Genomic DNA, 25425 nt, shown 5'->3' with positions numbered 1-25425 from the left:
TAATATGATTGGTGAAAATATTATAGCCTGTAACTACCGAAAGGCTAGTGGCGGGAGATTTAAAGCAACTGATCCGTCAAAGGGAATTGAGCTTGATGGTGAATTTGAGGTTGCAAATGAAGTGTTGGTAGACAGTGCTTTAGAAGCGGCAAAAAATGCCTTTGTACAATTAAAAAATACATCAGGTAAAAAAAAGGCCGTTTTCCTGCGGGCTATCGCAGCTGAAATTATTGCTTTGGGTAGTACGCTGGTAGATCGTGCGGTTCTCGAAAGCGGCTTACCTGCCGCCCGTTTATTGGGCGAGATGGGCCGTACAACAGGTCAGTTGCGCATGTTTGCAGATCTGCTTGAAGAAGGCGCCTGGGTGAATGCCGTAATTGATACCGCGCAACCCGAGCGTACACCTTTACCCAAACCCGATATACGTAAAATGATGGTGCCGCTGGGCCCTGTTGTGGTATTCGGCGCAAGCAACTTTCCCTTAGCGTTTTCTGTTGCCGGTGGCGATACCGCATCTGCATTTGCTGCAGGCTGCCCGGTTATTGTAAAAGTTCACCCGGCGCATCCCGGTACCAGCGCATTGGTAGGGGAAGCAATCAGTAGGGCTGCACAAGCAACGGAGATGCCAGAGGGTGTTTTCTCGATGCTTTATGATACAGGGTATGCTGTTGCCGCACAACTGGTAAAACATCCGGAAACAAAAGCGGTAGCCTTTACCGGATCTTTCAAAGGTGGCATGGCTCTGATTGAGCTGGCTCGTCAGCGGGAAGACCTGATTCCCGTATTTACAGAGATGGGGAGCATTAACCCGGTATTGTTCCTTCCGGAAGCATTAAAAAATAAGTCGGACGAACTGGCTGCAAAATATGCTGCTTCTATAACGCTCGGCGCAGGGCAGTTCTGCACAAACCCGGGACTGATGCTGGCAATACAATCTGCCGATTTAGATCAGTTTGTAACAAAACTATCTGTTGCAATAGAAGATACGCCTTCGGCAACCATGCTCACAAATGGTATTTGGGAGAATTATCAAAAGCTTTCATCAGCAATGATGGCACAGGCAGGTGTAACTTTACTGGCGAAATCAACCGCTGTGAATTCCGACTGTACCAATCAGTCTTCCGCAGCCGTCCTGAAAGTTAAAGCTGCTGATTTTCTTGCTAATCCAAAGTTACAGGAAGAAGTTTTCGGGCCGTTATCATTACTGGTGATCGCGGACGACCAGGCACAACTGGAGCAGGTTGTTGCGGTGTTGCCGGGACAACTGACCGTAACGGTATTGGCCGAGAAGAGCGAACTACCGGCATACAGGCATTTGCTGGATAATTTAAGCACCATAACCGGGCGGTTGATTTTAAACAGTGTGCCAACAGGTGTAGAAGTTTGCGCGGCAATGCAGCATGGCGGTCCTTTTCCGGCCAGCAGCGACAGCCGGTTTACTTCGGTTGGTACAGCTGCTATCTATCGTTTTGTAAGGCCGCTGGCCTGGCAAGACTGGGAGGATAGCCTCTTGCCTGAGGAATTGCAGAATGCCAACCCATTAAATATCTGGAGAATGGTAAACAACCGCTGGACGAAAGAATAACATGGCTAATAAAACCTTTTTTTGTATTGACGCCCATACATGCGGAAACCCGGTACGGTTGGTAGCCGGTGGCGGGCCCAATCTAACCGGGACGAATATGAGCGAAAAGCGCCAACATTTTTTGCGTGAGTATGATTGGATCCGCACCGGGCTGATGTTTGAGCCGCGTGGCCATGATATGATGTCGGGCAGCATTCTTTATCCGCCGCATAATCCCGAAAATGATGTTGCAGTATTGTTTATAGAAACAAGCGGTTGCCTGCCTATGTGCGGGCATGGTACAATCGGTACCATTACCATAGCCATAGAAGAAGGGCTGATCACTCCTAAGGTACCCGGAGTAATACGCATGGAAGCGCCCGCAGGCCTGGTGTTGATCGAATACAAGCAGGAAGGTAAAAAGGTAAAATCTGTTAAGCTTACTAACGTGCCTTCCTACCTTGCAGCAGAAAACCTGGAAGTAGAATGCCCTGATCTGGGCTTGCTAAAGGTTGATATAGCTTATGGCGGCAACTTCTATGCGATTGTTGATCCCCAGCCCAATTTTCAGGGGTTGGAGCACTATAGCGCCGGGCAGTTGATCGCATGGAGCCGCGTATTGCGCGAACGTATCAATCAGTTGTATACTTTCGTTCATCCGCAAAACCCCACTATCCATACCTGTACACATATTTTATGGGCTGGTAAAACTTTGTCTGAAGACGCTACCGCCCGGAATGCTGTTTTTTATGGCGATAAGGCTATAGACCGCTCGCCGTGCGGAACCGGCACCTCTGCCCGGATGGCACAATGGTTTGCTAAAGGAAAACTTAAAAAAGGTGATGCTTTTATCCACGAAAGTATCATCGGCAGTAAGTTTACCGGAAGGGTAGAGGATGTGGTAAAACTTAACGACTTTGAAGCAATCATTCCAAGCATTGAAGGTTGGGCGAAAGTATACGGTTACAATACCATCAAGATAGACGACGAAGAGGATCCTTACGCACATGGCTTTCAGGTGCTTTAAATTCAGCTATTCATGTCAGAAGTAATAATTATAGGTGGCGGCATTATAGGTCTTAGCGCGGCTTACTACCTGCAAAAATCCGGACATTCGGTTACTATATTGGATAAAGGCGACCTGGCTGACAACTGTTCATCAGGTAATGCTGGTATGATTGTGCCGAGCCATTTTATACCACTTGCCGCGCCTGGAATGATACAACAGGGCATCCGTTGGATGTTTAACAGTAAAAGCCCGTTCTACGTAAAGCCGTCATTAAATCCAGCTTTATTATCGTGGGGTTTGAAATTTATGAAGCATGCCACTGAAGCCCATGTTCAGAATGCTGCCGTTCCGCTCCGCGATCTTTCCCTGCTCAGCAAGAAATTATACAGCACGCTTTCGCAGGAAACCGGTATCGGTTTTGGCCTTACTGATAAGGGCATCCTGATGTTCTATAAAACCGAAAAAGCGGCAGAGGAAGAAGCGCATTTAGCCAAAAGAGCTGCAGAGCTTGGTTTGGATATGGCTGTACTTACTGCTGAACAATGTAAAGCCCTGCAGCCGCAGTTAAACTTAGATGTGCTTGGAGCGGTACATTACCGTTGCGACGGGCATCTTTACCCTAACGCTTTAATCACCGGTTTAACCAGATACCTGAAGGAAAAAGGGGTGAAAATTTACCCTAATCATATGGTTACCCGGATAGATAAATCGGGCAGCAAGATCACTAAAGTATTTACCGGTGAAAAGGAATGGACGGCAGATCAATTCGTTATCGCGGGGGGAACATGGTCGCCGGCGATAGCTGAAATGGTTAAAATTAATATCCCGCTGATGCCGGGTAAAGGTTATTCGTTTATGGTTCCCGAACCCGAAAACCGCATGACGATACCGGCCTTGTTGGCTGAAGCGCGGGTGGCTATTACACCCATGAACGGACAGTTGCGATACGGCGGTACGATGGAACTTGATAAACTGAACAACCGGATTAATATGAAACGGGTGCAGGGAATAGTTGAATCAATACCTAAGTATTTTCCGGATCTGAAACCGGCTATTCCGACAGAAAAAGATATCTGGTATGGTTTCAGGCCCGCTTCGCCGGATGGGTTACCTTACATCGGTCGCACACATGATTATAATAACCTCGTAATTGCTACCGGCCATGGCATGATGGGGTTAAGCCTCGGACCGGCAACCGGCTACCTTGTTAACGAACTCATCTCAGAACAACCGACAACTATCGGCGTGTCTGCTTTTTCTCCCGACCGTTTTTAAATCGACGTTCCTAAAGAAGTAGAGGGAAACTGACTAAAAATTATCCTCTACTTCTTAAATATTAACTTTAATGTGGATGTTTTTGCTTTTATAAGGTTAAAATCTTATCTTAATGCAAGCAAACCCCGATCCAGATGAAAGTTCTGCAATTTACTATCCCTGTAGCGCACGATAAGAGTGTCATTTTCGAACAAGTTCACTTACCTCATTTTTATCCATACCTGCACCGGCACGAAGAAATTCAGATCACCTGGATACAGCAGGGCGAGGGGACGCTGGTAGTAGGAAATCATATGCACGATTTTGCGCCTGGTGACGTTTTCTTCCTCGGACCGAACCTGCCGCATCTTTTTAAAAGTAACCCCGAGTATTTTAACAGCGACAGCAACAAATGTGTAAAGGCGATCACTATATTTTTTAATCCTAACGGCCAGCTGCATGCCGTACTCGACCTGCCGGAAATGAAACCGGTTAAAGCCTTTTTGCAGCAGTACCAGCATGGCTTTAAAGTTCCCGACGATGCTTTTAACGAGATTTCGAGCAAGATGCTTTCGTTCAAAAATGCTTTTGGGCCAGATCAATTGATCCACCTTTTTAAATTGCTGAAGATCTTATATCACCATGGTGTTAAAGCAGAGGGTTTATCGTCCTACGGTACGTCGCATCGTATTTCAGAGAATGAGGGTATCCGCATCAGCAATATTTACAACTACATCATGCAGTTTTATCACGAGGCTATTACCCTCGAAGATGTTGCCAATGCCGCGCATATGACACCTCAGGCTTTTTGCCGCTACTTTAAAAAGCATACCGGCCACACCTTTATTTCCTTCTTAAATGAGGTGCGGATTAACGAATCCTGTAAAAAGCTGACGGACTATACCTACGATAGTATCTCGACGGTGGCTTACAAGTGCGGTTTCAACAGCATTACCAATTTTAACAGGGTGTTCCGCATGGTAACAGGCACGTCGCCGCGCGAGTATATCGATAACTATAACAGAAACTTCAATAACCCGATCAGGGTAGCCGGTTAAGCAGATTTACAATATACCGGTGATAATTCAACGCAAGCTGTTAAAAAATTATTAATACAGGGTAAAATCCAATAAATGGCGGTGGTAAACTACCGCTATTTTTATAGGTAGCGGTTAGGCTTGAAGTTAAGCAACCGCACTGATTAATTTACTTGATGATACCCATGTTTCTGAACCGATCTTTAAAAGTAGCCGGCATATTACTGTTTTGTTTTTGCTGTTCTAATAAACAATCCGCCGATGCCCAGGTGGTAGCTAACCAGGGTATTTATGAGCAGGCCAGTGAAGTGTCCGGGCTGGTGATCCAGCATCAGCAGGACCTGGATGCGATAACCGATTTTTATACACCGTATAAGCTGAACAAAAAAGGTGAAGAACAAGGCAAAGAACCCGTTTTGAATTCGCCCGAAGAAAGAAAACGGCTGATAGAAATAGAAAATGGATACCTGGATAAACTGAAGCAGCTTAATTTCAGTAGCATGAGTATCTATGGTAAGGTAGATTATATCCTGCTGAAAAAGGAGATCCAGTTTAACCTGGGTGTGCTGAACAAAGAAGCCGATACTTACGCAAGGATCACCAAATACCTGCCCTTTTCAGACCCGATCTACCTGTTAGATAAAAAGCGCCGCCGGGGCACCTACCTGGATGCACAGGAAGTTGCCTGGCAGTTGAATAATGTAGCGCAGGAATTAAAAAAATCTGCCGACGAGTTAAAAAAAGTACCTTATATAGAGCAACCGCTGGCACGGATGGGTGAGGATGCCGTTAATGGCTTACAGGCGCGGTTGAAAAACGTTTATGATTTTTACAATGGGTATGACCCATCGTTCTCCTGGTGGATACCCAAACCCTACAAGCAGCTCGATACGGCACTAACCGATTATGCTGCCGCTATTAAGGCCAAAAGCAAAGTTATCAGTTCGCAAAAGGCAGATAGCAGCGGTATAAAAGGCGTGCCTATCGGCCGCGAAGAACTGATCAGGCAATTACAGGCTGAAATGATCCCTTACACACCAGAAGAGCTGATTGCCCTGGCAAACAAGGAATTTGCGTGGTGCGACCGTGAAATGCTGAAAGCCTCAACCGAGATGGGGTTCGGTGCCAACTGGAAAGCTGCACTCGAAAAAGTAAAGAACAGCTACGTACCTGCCGGGCACCAGCCGGAACTGATCTTGTCGCTGTATAACAGCGCGATCAACTTCATCAAGGCAAATGATATGATTACCGTGCCACCATTGGCCGAAGAAACCTGGGGCATGATTATGATGAGCCCGCAGAGACAACTGGTTAACCCGTTTTTCACAGGTGGCAGGGAGATCAGCATTTCTTACCCAACCAATACCATGAGCGAGAAAGACCGCCTGATGAGTATGCGCGGTAATAACCCTTATTTTTCGCGTGGTACGGTTCCCCACGAATTGATACCGGGCCATAACCTGCAATATTTTATGAACAGCCGCTACAAGCCCTATCGCGGCAGTTTTGAAACGCCGTTTGCCATAGAGGGTTGGGCCTTATACTGGGAGCTGTTAATGTATGACAAAGGTTATGCAAAAACACCTGAGGAGCGAATCGGGATGCTGTTCTGGCGAATGCACCGTTGCGCGCGGATCATCTTTTCGCTCAACTATCATTTAGGTAACTGGACCCCGCAACAGTGTATAGATTTTCTGGTAGACCGTGTAGGCCACGAACGGGCGAATGCAGAAGGCGAAGTACGGCGTTCATTTGCCGGTGGCTATAGCCCGTTATACCAGGTGGCGTACCTTACCGGTGGCTTGCAATTATGGGGTTTAAAGAAAGAGCTAGTTGACAGCGGTAAGATGACATTGAAGCAGTTTAATGATGCGGCAATTAAAGAAAACCTGATACCGGTTGAAATGCTTAGAGCCACCCTGACCAACCAGCCCCTAAGCCCCGACTTTAAGACAAGCTGGCGTTTTTATAATTTGAAAGATGAGCCTGCTGCAACTAAAACCACCCACGCTGCCCAATAAATAAAATGGCCGAGAAAGAATCTTTTGTCCCTTCGCTGAAACTGATTGATGCGACCATGCTGGTAGCCGGTAGTATGATCGGTTCCGGTATATTCATCGTCAGTGCAGATATCACTCGCAATACCGGCAGTGCTGGATGGCTATTGTTCGTTTGGCTGATCACCGGGTTTATGACGCTGACGGCGGCGCTCAGTTATGGCGAACTAAGCGCAATGTTCCCGAAAGCAGGCGGGCAATATGTTTATCTGAAACAGGCATACAATCCGCTGGTAGCATTTCTTTACGGGTGGAGTTTTTTTACCGTTATTCAAACGGCTACCATTGCTGCTGTCGGTGTAGCATTTGCAAAATTCACCGCCTATTTATTCCCGCAACTTGGCGAAGATCACCTGCTGCTACAGGCCGGGTTTCTGAAAATTTCTTCTGCACAGTTATTAGCTATTGGTGTTATTGTACTGCTTACGTTCATTAACAGCTTGGGGGTAAATAGCGGTAAAGCGGTGCAAACCATTTTTACTTCGGCTAAATTAGTGAGCCTTACCGCACTCATCATATTTGGTTTCGTAGCTTTTAAGCCGGAGGTGTGGCATGTAAACTGGACCGATGCCTGGAACCTGCACCAACTGGGGAAAGACGGCAGCGTGGCTAACTACACTACTATTGCCGCACTCGGTGCTATTGCAGCCGCTATGGTCGGTTCAATTTTTAGTAGCGATTCCTGGAACAACGTCACCTTTATTGCTGGTGAAATTAAAAACCCTAAAAAGAACATCGGGTTAAGCCTGGCCCTGGGTACGCTCATCGTTACGGTTATTTATATCGTCACTAATTTAATGTACCTGTCGGTGCTTTCCTTGCATGATATTGCTGCTTCTGATAAAGACCGGGTAGGGGTAACGGCGTCGCAGCATATTTTTGGCGGACCGGGTACGTGGATCATTGCGGTGCTCATTATGGTTTCCACATTCGGCTGCAATAACGGCCTTATTATGGCTGGCGCCCGTGTGTATTATTCGATGGCTAAAGACGGACTTTTCTTTAAAAAGGCAGGGCATCTGAACCAAAAGGCTGTGCCCGGTTACGGCCTGTGGGTGCAATGCCTGCTGGCTTCATTGTGGTGCTTAAGCGGTAAGTATGGCGATTTGCTGGATATGATCTCTTTCGTGGTTGTTGTTTTCTACATGTTGACCATCGCCGGAATATTTATCCTGAGAAAAAAAATGCCGGATGCCGAACGTCCATACCGGGCTGTTGGTTACCCCGTGCTGCCGGTTATTTATATTCTGATGGGGCTGGCTTTTTGCCTGCTGCTGATTGCTTATAAACCGGCTTACACCTGGCCAGGCCTGCTGATAACGTTAGCGGGAATACCTGTGTATTATATCATACTGCGCAGCAGTCATGCGAAATCTGCTGCGCAGTAAGAATATTTTTTGGCAGATTAGATAGCTGCTGTTTTTTGCTTCAGCCAGGCGCTTTCTTCTGGCGTAAGATGGGTGCTTAGCTTTTCGTAAACCTGTTGATGATAGTTATTTAGCCAGGTAATGTGGCGGTTTTCCAGCAAATCTTTCTTTATTAGTGAAGTATCTATCAATGCAAGCGTTAGCGTTTCGAAGGCATAAAATTCGCCGAATTCGTTCGCTCCCTGCTTGATGGTCAGCACCAGGTTTTCAATACGAACGCCATGTTTACCCGGACGATAAATCCCCGGTTCGATAGAAGTGATCATGCCTTCTTCCATTTCAATTTCCACGCTTGTGGGGTTCAATACCTGTGGGCCTTCGTGTACATTTAAGAAAAAGCCTACACCGTGTCCGGTACCGTGTCCATAGTTAATGGCGTAATCCCACAACGGTTTCCGGCAGATAGCATCGATCTGGTAGCCGCGTGTTCCTTTTGGATAAATGGTTGAAGAACCATCTATTAACCCCTTTAAAACCAGGGTGTAATCCTGCTTTTCTTCATCGGTGTTGTTGCCCATAGCGATCATGCGGGTAATGTCGGTTGTGCCATAACGGTATTGTCCGCCAGAATCGACCAGGAATAAACCTTCGGGTAAAATCTCGCTGTTGCTTTCTTCTGTAGCAGCGTAATGTGGTAATGCGCCGTGAGCTTTGTACCCGCCTATGGTATTAAAACTGGCACCGGCAAAACCCTCCAGTTCTGCACGAAAAGCCAATAACTGCTCTGCCGCAGAAAGCTCCGTAATGGTAATCTTGCCGGTGTTCTTTTCCATCCATTTGAAAAAACGGGTCATTGCTACACCGTCTTTAACCATGGCGAGCCGTGTATGCTCAATTTCAGTTGCGTTCTTAACCGCTTTAAAATGGGTGGTGGGGTTAATCTGTTGTACTACTTTAACCGATGTCGGCAGCAATTGATATAAGGCAAAGCAGTTACGCTTCGGATCGATAAATACGGTTTGGTTGGGTGATAACCCTGCAAGCGCCGCCTCAATTTCGTGGTATCCGGATACCTTTACACCTTGTTGTTCCAGCTGTAGTAAATCTTCTTTCGTTAGTTTAGCTGCATCGATAAATAAAGTGGCACTTTCCATATCAATCAGTACGAAGCTGAGCACTACTGGGTTATAACTTACATCTTTTCCGCGGATGTTTAACAACCAGGCAATGTCATCCAAAGAAGAGATGAGGGTGGATTGCGCTTTATGCTGCTTTAATGCCGCCCTAAGCCGGGTTAATTTACTGCTTGCTGATTCGCCGGTAAACTGCTCACTAATAAGAAAAGCAGGCTCAACAGGTAACGCAGGTCGATTTTCCCAAATGCTGCTCAGGAAGTCGAAATGCTTAAGGCTGATGTTTTTATCCGCAAGTTCTTTGGTGATTAGTTCACCAAGCAGAACGGATAATAAATTCTGGTCGCAGGCCACCACCGCACCATCAGGAAGAGTTTGATGAAGCCACGAAATGTATTCTGGTGCATGTTGTACTTTTAGTTTCACCAGTTCATAGCCGGTACCCTCCAACTGTTCGGTTGCCTGCACAAAATAGCGGAAATCAGCCCATAGCCCGGCAAACTCGTGCGTAATCAGGATCGTTCCAGCCGATCCGGTAAAGCCACTCGCAAAGCGCAGGCATTTGTAGTGCTCGGGGACATATTCGCTAATGTGTGGATCTGCCGAAGGGATAATGTAGGCATCCACACCATTCTCTTTCATTTGCGCTCTTATAGCCGCCAGTTTTTCTTTGTAGGTCATCGCAATTATAAATCAGGTAACAGCTTACAAAGGTATTTTTATCTTGGGCCAATGCTTTACCGATATTAACTTTTTGTATGATTAATTTATCATTTTATAAATAAGTCTATATTAAACGTGTTAAAATATTGCTAATCGATGCCAATTTAGATTAACAGTGATGTTTTTAATTCCGGTATCTTTAAATTTTGCAGATTAGAATAAATCATTAACCTCTTATGCCCGCAGCTAACCCGTTTACTTTTCTTACACTTCTTCTTAAGAATGTTCAAAAGCTGGCTTTTTTAAGCGCTATTTTTTGTGTGATATTTATACCATCTTCAACGCGGGCACAATCTCCATGGGAAAAATTAGCAAAGCGGCCTTCTACTTTGGGTGTAGATAAAGGCATACTGACGTTCCATACGCCTGATTTTACCTTAAAGTTGGTGGGCGCATCGCAAACCGTAGCTGCGTTAGAACCCAATACAGAAAAAGGGTTTGATTTTACACCGGGCGACCGGCTTCCTGTTCGTAGCGGCGACGGCCTGTATCACCTGGGCGACCTTAACCTGCGTATTAAGCGGCTAAGCGATACCGGCTGGACACGCTATTCTACTGCGACTAAACGAGGTATGGTGAAAGCCTTGCCAGCCAGCGATAGTGTGATCGCCGCAGCTGATTTGGCCGGAACGTTACCTGCGGACATCCCTTTGAAAATTGAACGTTACTGGAAGCTGATTAATGGCAGGTTAACGTTGCAATTTAAAATTACCAATATTACCGGCGCGGATATAGAGATAGGTGACCTGGGTATCCCGGTGATCTTCAATAATATTATGGAGGGTAAAACATTAGAAGAAGCACATGCTTCCAATGTCTTTTACGACCCGTATATCGGCAGGGATGCCGGCTATCTGCAGGTAACACGTTTAAGCGGGCATGGCCCGGATTTGTTAGTGGTTCCGTCAGGCCGAACTGCATTTGAAGCCTATAACCCGCTGCTGGATGACCCTACACCGCGCGGCGTTACCTTCGAGGGTTTTTATGAGTGGATGGTACATAGCAGCGCCTCTGCCGGGAAGGAGTGGAAAGCTGCACAACCCTGGAATACGCCTACTTCGCATATCATAAAACCTGGTGACAGCTACACTTTCGGGTTGGGTTTTATACTTTCTAAAGAGATCAAGAATATCGAGGAGACCTTAGCCGCTCATAACCGTCCTGTTGCTATTGGCGCACCAGGTTATGTGCTTCCGCTTGATGTAAACGCACGCTTGTTCCTCCGTTATTCCCAGCAGGTTGCTAAAATTGAAGTGGAACCGGCAGAGGCGCTTGTTTTGGAGAAGCTTCCGGATACTAAACCCGGTATACAAACGTATTCTGTACGAGGGAAGAAGTGGGGAAGAGCAGGTTTAACCATTACTTATCAGGATGGCCTTACGCAAACGGTGCATTACAAAGTAATAAAGCCAGAGAGTGAGTTGGTTAAAGATTACGGACATTTTTTAACCCACCAGCAATGGTACCAGAATCCGTCAGATCCTTTTGGGCGTAACAACTCCGTCATTACTTACGACTATGAAAAAAAGCAGCAAGTAACACAGGATAGCCGCGCCTGGATTGCCGGGTTAAGCGACGAAGGCGGGGCCGGAAGCTGGCTCGGCGCCATGATGAAAGAGTTTGTACTGCCGGATAAGGCAGAGATTGATAAACTACAGTTGTTCGCAAACCATACGCTCTGGGGAGGTATTCAGCATAGTGATGGTGCACAGAAATACGGCGTAAAGAAAAGTCTTTTCTATTATCAGCCAGATCAAATGCCGCCTGGTACTTATGATCCCAACATTAATTATAAAACCTGGGCCGCGTGGGACCATAAATCTGCCGATGATATTGGCCGTTCTTATAATTACCCCCACGTTGCTGCAGCACACTGGGTATTATACCGGCTGGCCAGAAACCATGTTGGTTTAGTAACAGAGAAGAACTGGCAATGGCATCTGAATAATGCCTTCGGTACGGTAATGGGCATGATTAAACTTGCGCCTTATTACGCGCAGTTCGGACAGATGGAGGGTACGGTTTTCTTCCTGATACTGAGTGACCTGAAAGCCGAGGGCTGGAATACCCAGGCTAAACAATTGGAAGAGGCGATGAAAAAAAGAGCTATCCATTGGAGCACGTTGCAATATCCTTTCGGTAGCGAGATGCCCTGGGATTCTACCGGGCAGGAAGAAGTTTACCTATGGTCTAAATATTTTGGCTACAATGATAAAGCTACAGTAACCATTAACGCCATTTTAGGTTATATGCCTACTGTTCCGCACTGGGGTTACAATGGTTCTGCCCGCAGGTATTGGGATTTCTTGTATGGCGGTAAACTTTCAAGGATAGAGCGGCAGCTTCATCACTATGGTTCAGGAATGAACGCTATCCCTGTTCTTTCCGAATACCGGGATCATCCGCAGGATCTTTACCTGCTGCGGGTAGGTTACGGCGGAACAATGGGTGCAATTGCTAATATTACAGAAGATGGGTTTGGCCCGGCTGCTTTTCATTCCTTTCCGTCGACACTTAAAATAGACGGACTGTCCGGAGATTATGGTCCGAACTTTTTCGGTTATGCCGTAAACTCTGCTACTTATGTAATGAACGATCCCACACTGGGCTGGCTGGCTTTTGGTGGCAACCTTAGCAAGGCCGGTGATAAGGTCCTTGTAAAAACTACTACCGCTGCGAAGTCCCGCGTTTTTATTGCGCCTGCGGGTTTGTGGTTAACGCTGGACGCCGGACAATTTGATGCCGCAGAATATAATAACGCTACCGGAGCAATTACGCTGACATTAAAAAAGGCCGACGCTTATACACCAGTTGCTTACTTGCACCTTACGCAAAATGCTAAGGGAAGAAAATATCAGCTTAAAAGTTACCGGTTAACCCAACGTAACGTTTATGAGATAAAACTGAATAAGAAAGGTGAAACGGTAATTAACCTTGTGCCTGTAAAATAGGGAGATAGAAAGTTCTTCAGCCCGTTCTATCGGTTTTTTATTAGTTTTTGCTTAATCGGTTTCGTAAATTGATTTCCGGAAGAGACGGCATATCCCGGAAAAATTTCCAATTTTACGAACTGATTCGCATCCGTACTAAGCCCGGATGCGGAGATTGATAAACCTGAAATATACCGACTATGAAATTTTTGAACATCTCCCTGATGTTATTACTACCTTTTGCCGTCAATGCGCAAACAAAGGTCAGCATTGTTGATTACGGCGCAAAAAGCGATGGTAAAACCAATAATGCCCAGGCTATACAAAAAGCAATTGACGAAACCAGTGCTAAAGGCGGCGGTACTGTGGTGATCCCGGCCGGCAGATTTTTAACCGCACCGATCAATCTTAAATCTGGCGTAAACTTATTTGTAAGCGAGAAAGGGGTATTGTTGGGAAGTGATAAGCGTCTGGATTATAGTTCTGGAAATGCCCTGCCTTTGATCTCTGCAAACGGTCAGCATGATATTTCAATTACCGGTCCCGGAACAATTGACGGCCAGGGCGATCTGATCCTTGAAGATTTGCTCCGCTTACTAAAAGCGGGTACGCTGCAGGATGCTACCTGGCAGAAGTATAATCCATGGAGGCAAAAGCAGCCAGAGGAAAGGAACCGTCCCAAGCTGGTCCTTTTCAGGGATTGTAATAACATTAAAATCAAACATGTGTTCATGAAAAATGCCCTGGATTGGGTTCAGGACTATCGTAATTGCGAAAACCTTGTAGTGGATAGCATGAAGGTTGAAAGCAATACCTACTGGAATAACGACGGGATTGATATTGTCGATTGCCGCAACGTTAAAGTAACCAATAGCTTTTTTAATGCCGATGATGACGGTATCTGTTTTAAATCTGAAAACAGACAACATTACTGCGACAATATTTACGTGGCCAATTGTAAAGTACGTTCAAGCGCCAGCGCTATCAAATTTGGTACGGCATCGCATGGCGGGTTTAAGAATGTAAAGCTGGAGAATATCGAAATTTATGATACCTACCGTTCTGCTATCGCGATAGAAAGTGTAGATGGTGGCTTTTTAGAGGACATTACCATTAAGAATATTAATGCCAGGAATACAGGTAATGCGATATTTATCCGTACCGGTCACCGTAACCAGGATAGTGTTAGCAGCTATATCAAAAAAGTATTTATCAGCAACGTAAATGTGCAGGTACCTGCTGGCAAACCGGATAAAGGTTACCCGATGGAAGGCCCGCCCGTACCGGGCGAACACCATGTTTTTCCGTGTGTAATCGCTGGTTTACCTGGCCACCCTGTATCTGATGTGACTATCGAAAATGTCAAGGTGACTTACGAAGGTGGGTATGATCAAAAGATCCCAACCATCAGCCTTGATTCATTGCATACTATTCCCGAAAAACCTGCAGATTACCCGGAGTTTTCTATGTTCGGCGAACTGCCGGCATGGGCGTTATATGTAAGGCATGCGGAGAACTTAACATTTAAGTCAACCACGTTTGATTATCAGAAAGCAGATCCGCGCGCTGCCTGTGTTTTTGATGATGTAAAAGGTTTGCACCTTGAAGATTTTACGGTTAAAAAGGCAAAAACCAACCCGGTAATGGTATTAAAAGACGTGAAGAACGAATCTTTTAAAGGCCTGCAAATACCGGGAGATAAAAAGGTAGCTATTAAGCGAATCAATTAATCCGCTTTTCATCGCCAAAGGAAATACTTAAATGTTATTAAAGAACCAGATTGTTCAGCACCTTCGCTATGCCCGTCAAAAATTAGCAGCGAAGGTGCTGTTCACGCTAATGTTCATTTTTATAAGCATAGCGATAACATATGGGCAAACTTTGGTTTCCTACGTCCAGCCCATGTCTGGCACGGCACCGTCTACAACAAAATCTTCAGTTAAGCACGGTGCAGGTACAGAGCTGAATGCCAATACTATCCCGGCAGTGACGCTGCCTTTTGCCATGACGCAATGGACACCAGAGACGCGACAAACGGAAACCAAATGCCAGCCACCTTACGTCTACCAGGATTCAGTACTAACAGGGTTTAGAGGTACACACTGGCTTAGCGGCTCATGTACGCAGGATTACGGCAGCTTTACCATCATGCCCGTCACTGGTCAATTAAGAACAAGGGTAGCTGATTACCGTGCCGGGTTCTCGCATCAGGACGAGGTTTCTTCGCCATATTACTACAGCCTGCTTTTACGTAAGTACCAGGTAAAAACAGAGGTGACTTCTACGTTGCGTTGTGCCATGTTTCAGTTTACGGCTACCAAAGCAGACAGCCTGTTTTTACTGGTAACACCTAACAGCGACAGAGGGGAGGGCTTTGTAAAAGTTGACCGGCAGAAGGGCCTGATCTGGGGCTATAACCCTGCGCACCGGATTTACCAGGGTTGGGGAAACCCGGCTGGTTTTAGCGGTTATTTCGTTATCGAAGTTCAGCGAGGTTTTAAAAAGGGCGGTGTATATCGCGATGGGACGATCTTAAAAACAGATACCGAACATAAGGGCGAATTGGGCGGATTTGTTGGTGTGTATCTAAAGAAAGGTGAACAATTACGTATCCGGATAGGTACATCCTTTACCAGCCTGCAAGCTGCACATGCCAACTTAAAAGCCGAAATACCCGGCTGGAATTTCGAAGCATTAAAGACAAAGAATCAACAATGCTGGGAAAGTGCGCTTAGCCAGATCACCGTTAAAACAAAAGATGTAAAACATAAAAGGATATTTTATACGGCTTTGTACCATGCCATGCAGCATCCGCGCTTGTTTAATGATATTGCAGGATCTTACCCTCGTTTCGCCGGGAATTACCAGGTGGAGCATTTGTCCAAAGGGAACTACTACGACGATTTTTCCATGTGGGACATCTACCGGGGGCAGTTACCCATATTCGAGATATTGAATCCCGAATTGATCAATGATTGTGTTAGATCACTAATCCTGAAAGGGCAACAGGGCGGGTGGCTCCCTATTTTCCCTTGCTGGAATAGCTACACCGCAGCCATGATCGGCGATCATGGAACGGCATTCATTGCATCTGCTTATGTAAGGGGGATAAGAGATTATGATGTAAACGAGGCATACCGGCTGATGCGCAAAAATGCATTTGAACAAGCTTTAGGGCAAGACTATAAAGATGGAAAAGGTCGCCGCGCACTGGATTCTTACCTTAAATACGGTTACATACCTATGGAAGATTCGGTACCAGAGGCTTTTCATAAAAAGGAACAGGTTAGCCGGACGTTAGAATATGCATTCGACGATTTTGCATTGGCGCAGGTAGCTAAAGGCCTCAACAAAACAAATGATTACCAACTGCTGATTAAAAGAAGTTTAACCTATCAGAACGTTTTTGATCCGTCGGTAGGTATGGCCCGCGGCCGATATCAGGATAGGCACTGGTACCAACCATTCAGACCGGCAAGTAAGGAGCCCTACATTACAGAAGGCACCCCACAGCAATACACTTTCTATGTACCGCAAGATGTGAAAGGTCTGGCGCTGAAAATGGGAGGGGTGAAGATGCTGGAACAACACCTGGATAAGCTATTCGATGGCGGTGAGTACTGGCACGGAAATGAGCCGGGGCAACAGATCCCTTATATGTATAATTACACGGGCTCGCCGTGGAAAACGCAGGTAAGGGTAAAGCAAATACTGGAAGATGAATACAGTGATGGCCCGGGTGGCCTTAGCGGGAATGACGACGCGGGGCAAATGTCGGCTTGGTATGTATTAGCATCGTTGGGTTTTTATCCGCTTAATCCGGCTACAGACCAGTATCTGTTAAGTTCAACTATTTTTGACGGCTATCAGATTAAGCTACCATCTGGCAAACGGTTCCGGGTGGTTACGCACCGGCGGTCACCAAAGTCCGGTTATATTTCCTCCATAAAACTTAACGGCAGAGTTTACACCGCAAACTACATCGAGCATGGAGCGATCACTAAGGGCGGCGCAATGGATGTTTATTTAACCGATCAACCCAATAAAAGTTGGGGAGTAAAGGCGAATGATCAACCCGCCTCAATAACGCAATAGTATCTGTTTTAATAAGTTTGTACAGCAACGGATGTTGAACTTCTGATATTCAGCGCAGAGGGTATTACCATGCTTTCTTCTGCCAGTACAAGGCTGTTATTCTTTAAAGCTTTTAAAAGTGCTGTAGCAGCCGTTTTCCCCATTTCAAAAGCAGGTTGTGTAATGGTAGTCAGGCTTGGGTTCAGGATCACGGCTGAGGCCTGGTTAGAAAAACATACAACTTTTACCTGCCTCGGAATATTGATTGACAGGTGGTTACAGGCCAGGTAAATTTCGGTCGTTAGTTTTTCAACAGTTGCCAATATGCCGTCCGGGCGGTTGGTTCCCTGCATCAACTCCTTTATCAATTGATAATTATACACCGCGTCTTCGCCGCAGTAAACAATACGGCAATCATTTTCATTCAGGTCAAAATCTTTAATTGCCTTGTTGAAGCCCATACTGCGTTCAGACATAATAGAAAGGCTGTTAGATACAGCCAGCAGGACGATCTTCCTGCATCCGGCTTCTATTAAATGCTTCGTAGCCAGATAGCCACACTCGAAATCATTTGTCGTGATTTTTGCGGTATTCAGATCAGGGCAAACGCGGTCAAAGAATACCACCGGCAACTGCCTACTGAAATTATGAATGTGTTCAAAAGAATCAGTTTCAGCTGTAACAGACATTATTACACCATCTACGCGCCCGCCGGATAATTCCTTCAATATGGCCTTTTCCCTTTCCAGCTTTTCGTGGGTCATGTAAATTAACGTATGGTAACCCCGCTGTAGTGCCACCTCTTCTATGCCGTTCAAAGCAAGCGAGAAGAAGCTGTCTGCCACTTCGGGTATCAGCACGGCGATGGTCTGGCTTCTGTTTCGTCTTAAACTACTTGCATAAGCATTGGGTATGTAGTTTAACTCTCTCGCCAATTCTAACACTTTTTGTTTGGTCTGCTCGCTAATTTCATGACTGTCACACAGTGCTTTTGAAATAGTGGCGGTAGATACATTAAGACGTTCAGCTAATAATTTGATGGTAACATTCCCCATACTAAAATACGGTTACGGCAAATTGAAATAATCGGAAAATATAGATATAAAATGTCGGTTTTACAGTTAACTTAATCGTTTACGTAAATTTTCCTTTACTAAACAGGAAATCTGATCGATAAAATAATCAACTTTAAAACGTAAACCAATTACTAATCTAACCAATTTCTTACAACGAGATAACGTTAGATCCAATTTACTGAAGAATGGAGTCTATAAACAAAACTACTGAGGGTGTTAATCCATCACCGCTTGCAAATCTTGATGAGTGGGAGGAAGATATCTTAAAAAGATATCCAGATCCGGCACAAATCAATGAGGACAAGAAAGCCGAGGAATTCAGAAATTATCAGGAAACAGAAAAAGACGGAGTACGTGAATTCTACCGCCTCAATCACTTGTATCAGACTTATGATTTTGTGGTAGAACATAAAGCAGATTTTCTGAAGTTTGATCGTAAAGAAATGCCGATATGGGATGCGTTTGATTTTCTTAATCAGTTAGTTGACGATTCTGACCCGGATACAGACCTGGACCAAATGCAGCATCTTTTGCAAACCTCTGAAGCTATCCGCAACGACGGCCACCCAGACTGGATGGTGCTGGTAGGGCTGATCCACGACATGGGAAAAGTGTTGTGCCTTTTCGGCGAACCGCAATGGGCCGTAGTAGGCGATACTTTCCCGGTAGGTTGTGCATTCTCTGACAAAATCGTATACTCGCAGTTTTTTAAAGAGAATCCCGATTTTAATGACGAACGATACAATACCAAATATGGTGTTTATACCCCCAACTGCGGGCTGGATAACGTGCATATGTCATGGGGACATGATGAGTACGTTTACCATATGATGAAAAACTATATTCCGGAGCCGGGTTTATACATGCTTCGTTATCATTCCTTCTATTCGCAGCATCGCGAACATGCGTACAATCATTTGATGAATGACCATGATCAGGAGATGTTCAAATGGGTTAATCTGTTCAATCCGTATGATCTGTATTCTAAAAATCCGAATCAAAAGAGCTGGGAAGAATTAAGGCCGTATTACGAAGACCTGGTAGCGAAGTACCTGCCGGCAACGCTTAAGTTTTAAAACCATTAAGCCAATATATATATGAACTAAAATTTACGTGAAATTATGAGATTTAACCTAAAACGTGGCGGGGGCTTATTCAAGTCCTCGGTAGCCCTACTATTGTCATTTATTTTCATTTTTCAAACCGCCTTTGCCCAACCAGACACCCGTATTACTGGTATAGTGTCAGATTCTAAAGGTGAAACCATTCCCGGAGCAACGGTAAAAGTTAAAGGTACCACCAGAGCAGTTTCAACCACTGTAAATGGTACTTTCAGCATTCAGGCCAAAGCAGGCGAGGTGCTGGTAATCACTTCTGTCGGTTACACTGCGAAAGAAGTACCTGTTACCGGCGAAAAGAATTACAAAATTCAATTAACCGATGCCAACACCTCTTTAAAAGAGATTGTTGTAGTAGGTTATGGTACCAGCTCTCGAAAAACACTTTCCAGTTCTATAAGTTCTGTTAAAGCAGAAAACTTGAACCAGGGTGCTATTGCAGACGTTGGTCAGTTGTTGCAAGGTAAAGTACCCGGCTTAAACATCACTGCCAGCGGTGACCCTAATAAACCTGCGGCCGTTATTTTGCGTGGTGCTTCTACCGTTAATAGCCCCGGCGGTCCATTCTATGTAATTGATGGGATACCAAATGGCGATATTACAACTGTTGCCCCAGCTGACATCGTTTCTATTGACGTATTGAAGGACGCCGCAGCGACTGCTATTTATGGTAACCGTGCTGCCAGCGGTGTGATCATGGTCACTACCAAGCGTGGTAAAAAAGGCCAGTCGCAAGTGGCTTACAGCGGTTATGCAGGTATCGAAAAAGTAAGCAATACACTTGATCTGATGAATGCTGACCAACTGCGTGCTTATGCTAAAGCGAACGGAACCGTTATTGCAGGTACTAATGATGCGGGAGCTAATGTGGACTGGATGAAAGCGATTGAACGTACTACAGCCTATTCGCAAAATCATAACCTTTCCCTGTCTGGCGGTGGCGAGCACGGCACTTATTCGGGTAGCTTAAACTATTTCAAAAAACAAGGTATCCTTGACGCCAGCTCCCTTGAGCGCGTGATCGGACGTTTGAACATAGATCAATACACCTGGAATGACAAATTAAGATTCAATATCAACGTTTCAAATTCGGTAAGCAATGCAAACAATACGCCATTGCAGAACATCGTATTGCTACAGGCTGCTAAGCGCCTGCCAATGTCGCCTGTTACCAATGCGGACGGAAGCTATTTCGAGAACCTGGCAATACCTGGTTATTTCAACCCTGTAGCGATAATCAATAATGCACAGGATAACACCAAGTATAATACCCTGATGGGGAGTTTTGTAACTGAACTGAAATTGCCTTTCGGTTTGAAATACAACGTAAACCTTTCTTACCAGAAAACCTCAGCTTTACACGGCGAGTACTATAGCAGCTACTTTGGTAAATACCCGACGTCTAACTTCTATAACAATCCTGATCCCGGACTTTATATTTCGCACACATTAATCGGAAATACCTTTGGTACAAATGGTTCTGCGCTTCGCAACGATTATTCTAACACATTTAAAAACATTGAAACTTTCCTAACCTGGGATAAACAGTTAGGCGACCACAATTTAAACGCGGTGTTAGGCTATTCGTATCAGGATTATGTAATAGGTGAAGGTTTTCAGGCTTCGAGCACAAACTTCCCTGCAGACAACATCGGTTTTCAAAATTTATCTGCAGGTGTACCTTATGCTATCCCTACTTACCGTATCAACCTCGGTAATAGTTTAACCTATCAGCGCACGTTGCTGATCTCTGATTTCTTCAGGCTAAATTATAACTATAAGCAAAAATACCTGCTGCAAGCATCTATCAGAAGAGATGGCAGTTCTACTTTTGGTGCAAACAACAGGTGGGGCTACTTCCCTTCAGTAGGCGCTTCATGGCGTATTATTGAAGAAGGCTTCATGAAAAATCAAAGCCTGTTCGACGATCTGAAATTACGCGTGAGCTATGGTGTTACCGGTAATTCATCTGGTATTGGTGCTTACAATTCGCAATTACTTTACACAAGGCAAGACGTATTTTATTACGCTGGCCCTTTTGTAGGAGCTTTTGGCCCTCAACAAGCTGCAAACGCTGATTTAAAATGGGAGCGTACCTCTCAAAAAGATATCGGTGTTGACTTCTCTATATTGAAGGGTAAACTGTCTGGTAGTGTCGACGTTTATGATAAGAATACATCAGACATGTTGTTCCTCTTTAGCGTTTCACCAGCGATGGTACCTGGTGGTCGTATCTATACAAACGCCGGTGGTATCAATAACAAGGGTGTCGAAGTGGCTTTAAATGCATCTCCGGTAAAATTAAAAGATTTCAGCTGGTCAAGCTCGGTTACCATGGCGATGAACAAAAACAAGATTACCAGCCTGCAAAGCCCTTACGGAAGCACAGATTCGGTTCGATACTCCTCGCCTGAAGGTCCTGGTCAATCAGGAGCAACCGTCCAGTTGTTAAAAACAGGATATCCGGTAGGTCAGTTCTTTACATACAAATATGCAGGTAAAGACGCCAACGGTAAGTCTTTATTCTACAGGAAGGATGGTAGTACTACTACAGCACCGGCGCAAGGTACTGATTACTTCTACACAGGAAATGCACAACCAAAAGTAATTCTTGGATGGGCCAACACCTTCAAATACAAAAGATTTGATCTGAACGTGTTCCTGAGAGGTACATTTGGCAATAAGATTTATAACGCTACCCGCGCAGATTTATCTTACACTGCCAATGCTACACAGAACAACATCCTGAACAGTGCATCGGGCGATAAGATATCAGACGTGTTCAATTCTTATTATTCTGACCGTTACCTGGAAAATGGTTCTTATGTACGTTTAGATAATGCAACCTTAGGATATACCTTTGATAAAGTAATTAAAAATGTAAGTTCAGTTAGGTTATATGTTACCGGAAACAACATTTTCACTATTACTAAATATAAAGGTATCGATCCGGAAGTTAACCAGGGGGGGATTGCTCCAGGTGTAGATTATAACAACTTTTATCCTAAAACCCGCACCTTCCTGCTGGGCATTAACGTAACACTCTAATTAATAAAGACGAGAAGGATATGAAAAAGATATTTTTTGGAATTGTTAGCTTGCTGTCAGCGGTTACAATTTTCACATCGTGTCACAAACTTGATGTTCCGGTAAATACGGAACTTACACCGGACGTTTTCCCAAAAACACAAGCTCAGATAGTTGCAGCTTCTGGTCCGGTATATATTGCATTAAGAAGCGATTTTGCAGGTAGCTACTGGTTCTCGCAAAGCTTAACCACAGACGAGTCTGTTCTGGCAGTATTCGGAGGTAACTGGTTAGACGGTAACCGTTACCTGGAATTGCACCGCCATACCTGGACAAAGGATAACGCTGGCGTGAACGCGTTATGGTATTATGCATCTAACTTGATTGGCGTTGTTAATCAAACCGTAGCGGTATTGAAAGACCTGCCAGCAAGTCAGGCAAAAACTACCACGATTGCAGAAATAAAGACTGTACGTGCGCTTGCTTACTACATTATGCTGGACAACTTTGGTAACGTGCCGTTAGACACCTTGTATGGCGAGAAAGGACTGAAACCAACTACGCCACGTGCCAAAGTATTTGAATTTGTAGAAAAGGAGTTAAAAACAAACCTTCCTAACCTAAGCACTACTTCAGGTATTACCACTTACGGAAGACCAACCCAATATTTTGCTTATGCACTGCTGGCTAAACTGTACCTGAACGCCCAAGTTTACACTGGTACTCCGCGTTATAACGATTGTATCGCTGCTTGTGATCAGGTGATCAGTTCGGGATTATATGGTTTAGAGCCTGCATCTACTTACATGCAGATGTTCTATCCAACAAACGGTCCTGGTCAAAAGGAGTTCATTTTTGCAATTCCTTATGACGCCTCTACCAACGGCGGTAACATGATCTACGCACGTTATGATTTGAACCGTAACCTGGGTATCAGGTACCTTTATTCTGGCTCTACGCCGGGTGGTTTCACAGATCCGGTAATGAACCAAAGCTCAGGTAATGGTTTAGTGAATAACATGCCAAGCGGACCAAGAATGACAACCGCCCAATTCTATGCGAATTTTAATGATCCGAATGATGTTCGTAACAAACAATGGTTAACCGGCCAGCAGTACTGGCAGGATGGTACCCCAATCATGGTTAAAACAACCAAATCAGGTTACGATCAGTTTTATACAGGCAGCGACGGTGGTAGTACTTATGTTTACCCGCTGGTGATTCAACCTTTGGTTGATAACGGTTCTAGACTTGGTGCTTCTGCATTTGATCTGGGTAATGACGAAATTGCGTGGAACACAGGTATCCGTAACATTAAATACTTACCGGATTACACCAATACCATTAACCGTAACCAAAATAATGACGTACCTGTAATCCGCTACTCAGATATTCTGCTGATGAAAGCGGAAGCAATTTTACGTGGTGGTACAGCAACCCTTGGCGCTACAGCATTATCATTGGTGAATAACCTTAGAGCTAACCGTACAACTTCTGCTGCGTTATCTGCCGTTACTTTAGACGATATTTACGCAGAGCGTTGCCGCGAGCTTTCTTGGGAAGCATGGCACCGTAATGACATGATCCGTTTCGGAAAATATGAAGGTACCTGGGGCTTGGGTAAAAACAACGCTGACACCTATCGCAGGTTGTTCCCGATCCCAACCTCTGCGTTCCAGACAAATAATACGCTTACGCAGAATCCGGGTTATAATTAATCCGTTAACAACTTTATCAAAACCTTCGGTGCTTGCGCCGGAGGTTTTTTTATAGCATAACTATTGCAAACCCTATCTTTAAATTTAAATAACACCCGTAAAACAACTATGGCAGAAGGCGCAGCCACCATACAATCGGCATTAAAGCAGCCCAGATTGATTTCACTTGACGCGCTCCGCGGTTTCGATATGTTCTGGATCGTGAGTGGTGAAGAGATATTTCACGGTTTTGCAGATGTGGTGAAGCAGAAATATAGCCTCGTTCAAAATACCATTGATTGGCAGATTGCAACGGACAGCCGTTTATCTTTTATCGAGCAGATCGCAGTAGGCATCAGCAACCAATTGCATCATTCGGTATGGAACGGTTTTACCTTTTACGATCTGATTTTCCCGCTTTTTATATTTATCGCGGGGGTATCTATGCCTTTCTCTTACAAGAATATTACTGATCCCGCGGTTAAACGTCGCCGTTATATGCAATTAATCAAGCGCACCGTGCTGCTGATTTTGTTGGGAATGGTGGTTAACGGTGCGTTAAAGTTCCAGGGGTATGAGCATACGCGTTTTGCAAGTGTACTTGGCCGAATTGCATTAAGTTGTTTTTTTGCCGCACTGATCTACCTTAACTGCAAATTAGAATGGCAGATGGTATGGTTCGCCGTAATATTAATTGGTTACTGGCTGTTGCTGACATTAGTCCCGGTGCCCGGACATGGACCAGGTGTATTAACTAAAGAAGGTAGCTTGGTTTCTTATATCGATCAGCATTTTTTACCCGGTAAGTTACACCGTAAAATATACGACCCCGAAGGGTTGCTTTCTACCATACCTGCTATTGCGACTGCTTTATTAGGGGTATTTACCGGAACGTTTTTACTACCCGGAACAAAGAACATAGCCGCAGTAAAAAAAATGCTAACGATGTTTATTGCAGGTGTTGTGCTGCTTTTAATCGGCTTAGCATGGAACGTCATTTTTCCGATCAACAAAACCTTGTGGACCAGCTCATTTACGCTGTACGCCGGGGGATGGAGCTTGTTACTGTTTTCGTGCTTTTACGGTGTTATTGATGTTGCTGGTATCCAGAAATGGTGCCGCCCATTCGTGTGGATCGGTACGAATTCTATTTTGATCTACCTTGCCGCGCATGGTGCAGTTAACTTCTTATCTACATCACAATTTATCTTTGGCGGATTGGTAAAAATGGCTCCACCTATTTGGGAGCGCGCGCTTTTGTGGACGGGCGTTTTATTAATCCAATTAATCTTACTGCGATTTTTATACCTTAGAAAACTATTCCTTAAGTTATAAAAGGTTATATTTTTACCAGTTTAA

General features: G+C 44.9%; 15 protein-coding genes. 13 read left to right on the top strand and 2 right to left on the bottom strand.

Translation table 11 applies throughout. The features are described from left to right. Positions 1-4: 4 nt before the first annotated feature. The 6 genes from MUY27_RS08410 to MUY27_RS08385 all read left to right on the top strand — a co-directional run bounded on the left by MUY27_RS08410 (position 5) and on the right by MUY27_RS08385 (position 8309). Complete coding sequence (locus MUY27_RS08410; RefSeq protein ID WP_245129560.1) at positions 5-1585, top strand: aldehyde dehydrogenase (NADP(+)); 1581 nt, start codon at positions 5-7, stop codon at positions 1583-1585. A 1-nt stretch (position 1586) separates the two neighbouring features. After that, positions 1587-2591 carry a 4-hydroxyproline epimerase gene (locus MUY27_RS08405; RefSeq protein WP_245129559.1) on the top strand — a complete coding sequence of 335 codons (1005 nt, stop codon included), beginning with the start codon at positions 1587-1589 and terminating at the stop codon, positions 2589-2591. Between the two features lie 12 nt (positions 2592-2603). Beyond that, positions 2604-3848, top strand: coding sequence for an NAD(P)/FAD-dependent oxidoreductase (locus MUY27_RS08400; RefSeq protein WP_245129558.1), 1245 nt, complete (start codon positions 2604-2606; stop codon positions 3846-3848). A gap of 134 nt (positions 3849-3982) precedes the next feature. Further along, positions 3983-4885 (top strand): AraC family transcriptional regulator, encoded by a 903-nt coding sequence (locus tag MUY27_RS08395; RefSeq protein ID WP_245129557.1) that lies wholly within the window; start codon positions 3983-3985, stop codon positions 4883-4885. 164 nt (positions 4886-5049) lie between these two features. Beyond that, complete coding sequence (locus tag MUY27_RS08390) at positions 5050-6885, top strand: DUF885 family protein (RefSeq protein ID WP_245129556.1); 1836 nt, start codon at positions 5050-5052, stop codon at positions 6883-6885. 5 nt (positions 6886-6890) lie between these two features. Further along, a complete protein-coding gene (locus MUY27_RS08385) occupies positions 6891-8309 on the top strand; it encodes an APC family permease (protein WP_245129555.1) in 1419 nt (472 codons plus the stop codon). Between the two features lie 17 nt (positions 8310-8326). On the opposite strand, the gene MUY27_RS08380 is transcribed toward MUY27_RS08385, so the two are convergent. Further along, positions 8327-10102 carry an aminopeptidase P family protein gene (locus tag MUY27_RS08380; protein ID WP_245129554.1) on the bottom strand — a complete coding sequence of 592 codons (1776 nt, stop codon included), beginning with the start codon at positions 10100-10102 and terminating at the stop codon, positions 8327-8329. 218 nt (positions 10103-10320) lie between these two features. Here MUY27_RS08380 and MUY27_RS08375 point away from each other — a divergent pair, with 218 nt between their 5' ends. The 3 genes from MUY27_RS08375 to MUY27_RS08365 all read left to right on the top strand — a co-directional run bounded on the left by MUY27_RS08375 (position 10321) and on the right by MUY27_RS08365 (position 17169). Beyond that, entirely contained in the window at positions 10321-13095 is a 2775-nt protein-coding gene (locus MUY27_RS08375) for a DUF5695 domain-containing protein (RefSeq protein WP_245129553.1), read from the top strand. 179 nt (positions 13096-13274) lie between these two features. Then, a complete protein-coding gene (locus MUY27_RS08370) occupies positions 13275-14804 on the top strand; it encodes a glycoside hydrolase family 28 protein (protein ID WP_245129552.1) in 1530 nt (509 codons plus the stop codon). A 31-nt stretch (positions 14805-14835) separates the two neighbouring features. After that, positions 14836-17169, top strand: a complete 2334-nt coding sequence (locus MUY27_RS08365; RefSeq protein ID WP_245129551.1) for a GH92 family glycosyl hydrolase — start codon at positions 14836-14838, stop codon at positions 17167-17169. An 8-nt stretch (positions 17170-17177) separates the two neighbouring features. On the opposite strand, the gene MUY27_RS08360 is transcribed toward MUY27_RS08365, so the two are convergent. Beyond that, positions 17178-18203: a LacI family DNA-binding transcriptional regulator gene (locus MUY27_RS08360; protein ID WP_245129550.1), complete on the bottom strand. Its 1026-nt coding sequence runs from the start codon at positions 18201-18203 to the stop codon at positions 17178-17180. Between the two features lie 206 nt (positions 18204-18409). Here MUY27_RS08360 and MUY27_RS08355 point away from each other — a divergent pair, with 206 nt between their 5' ends. The 4 genes from MUY27_RS08355 (at position 18410) to MUY27_RS08340 (ending at position 25401) form a co-directional block, all read left to right on the top strand. Further along, the gene (locus tag MUY27_RS08355) at positions 18410-19300 is read left to right on the top strand and encodes an inositol oxygenase (RefSeq protein WP_245129549.1); all 891 of its coding nucleotides are present in this window, start codon (positions 18410-18412) and stop codon (positions 19298-19300) included. Between the two features lie 45 nt (positions 19301-19345). After that, on the top strand, positions 19346-22390 hold the full coding sequence (locus tag MUY27_RS08350; protein ID WP_245129548.1) for a SusC/RagA family TonB-linked outer membrane protein: 3045 nt from the start codon (positions 19346-19348) through the stop codon (positions 22388-22390). Between the two features lie 20 nt (positions 22391-22410). After that, a complete protein-coding gene (locus MUY27_RS08345; RefSeq protein WP_245129547.1) occupies positions 22411-24087 on the top strand; it encodes a RagB/SusD family nutrient uptake outer membrane protein in 1677 nt (558 codons plus the stop codon). Positions 24088-24195: 108 nt separating this feature from the next. Continuing rightward, entirely contained in the window at positions 24196-25401 is a 1206-nt protein-coding gene (locus MUY27_RS08340; RefSeq protein WP_245129546.1) for an acyltransferase family protein, read from the top strand. The last annotated feature ends 24 nt before the right edge of the window (positions 25402-25425 follow it).

The organism is Mucilaginibacter straminoryzae (assembly GCF_022953055.1).
In the GTDB taxonomy this organism is placed as follows: domain Bacteria; phylum Bacteroidota; class Bacteroidia; order Sphingobacteriales; family Sphingobacteriaceae; genus Mucilaginibacter; species Mucilaginibacter straminoryzae.
Note: the sequence above shows the minus strand (reverse complement) of the source record. Positions and strands in the feature narration are given on the sequence as shown.

Bases quoted from the DNA above. Each gene is read 5' to 3' on its own strand.
- MUY27_RS08410 (WP_245129560.1), top strand. From the start codon at position 5: ATGATTGGTGAAAATATTATAGCCTGTAACTACCGAAAGGCTAGTGGC.
- MUY27_RS08405 (WP_245129559.1), top strand. From the start codon at position 1,587: ATGGCTAATAAAACCTTTTTTTGTATTGACGCCCATACATGCGGAAAC.
- MUY27_RS08400 (WP_245129558.1), top strand. From the start codon at position 2,604: ATGTCAGAAGTAATAATTATAGGTGGCGGCATTATAGGTCTTAGCGCG.
- MUY27_RS08395 (WP_245129557.1), top strand. From the start codon at position 3,983: ATGAAAGTTCTGCAATTTACTATCCCTGTAGCGCACGATAAGAGTGTC.
- MUY27_RS08390 (WP_245129556.1), top strand. From the start codon at position 5,050: ATGTTTCTGAACCGATCTTTAAAAGTAGCCGGCATATTACTGTTTTGT.
- MUY27_RS08385 (WP_245129555.1), top strand. From the start codon at position 6,891: ATGGCCGAGAAAGAATCTTTTGTCCCTTCGCTGAAACTGATTGATGCG.
- MUY27_RS08380 (WP_245129554.1), bottom strand. From the start codon at position 10,102: ATGACCTACAAAGAAAAACTGGCGGCTATAAGAGCGCAAATGAAAGAG.
- MUY27_RS08375 (WP_245129553.1), top strand. From the start codon at position 10,321: ATGCCCGCAGCTAACCCGTTTACTTTTCTTACACTTCTTCTTAAGAAT.
- MUY27_RS08370 (WP_245129552.1), top strand. From the start codon at position 13,275: ATGAAATTTTTGAACATCTCCCTGATGTTATTACTACCTTTTGCCGTC.
- MUY27_RS08365 (WP_245129551.1), top strand. From the start codon at position 14,836: ATGTTATTAAAGAACCAGATTGTTCAGCACCTTCGCTATGCCCGTCAA.
- MUY27_RS08360 (WP_245129550.1), bottom strand. From the start codon at position 18,203: ATGGGGAATGTTACCATCAAATTATTAGCTGAACGTCTTAATGTATCT.
- MUY27_RS08355 (WP_245129549.1), top strand. From the start codon at position 18,410: ATGGAGTCTATAAACAAAACTACTGAGGGTGTTAATCCATCACCGCTT.
- MUY27_RS08350 (WP_245129548.1), top strand. From the start codon at position 19,346: ATGAGATTTAACCTAAAACGTGGCGGGGGCTTATTCAAGTCCTCGGTA.
- MUY27_RS08345 (WP_245129547.1), top strand. From the start codon at position 22,411: ATGAAAAAGATATTTTTTGGAATTGTTAGCTTGCTGTCAGCGGTTACA.
- MUY27_RS08340 (WP_245129546.1), top strand. From the start codon at position 24,196: ATGGCAGAAGGCGCAGCCACCATACAATCGGCATTAAAGCAGCCCAGA.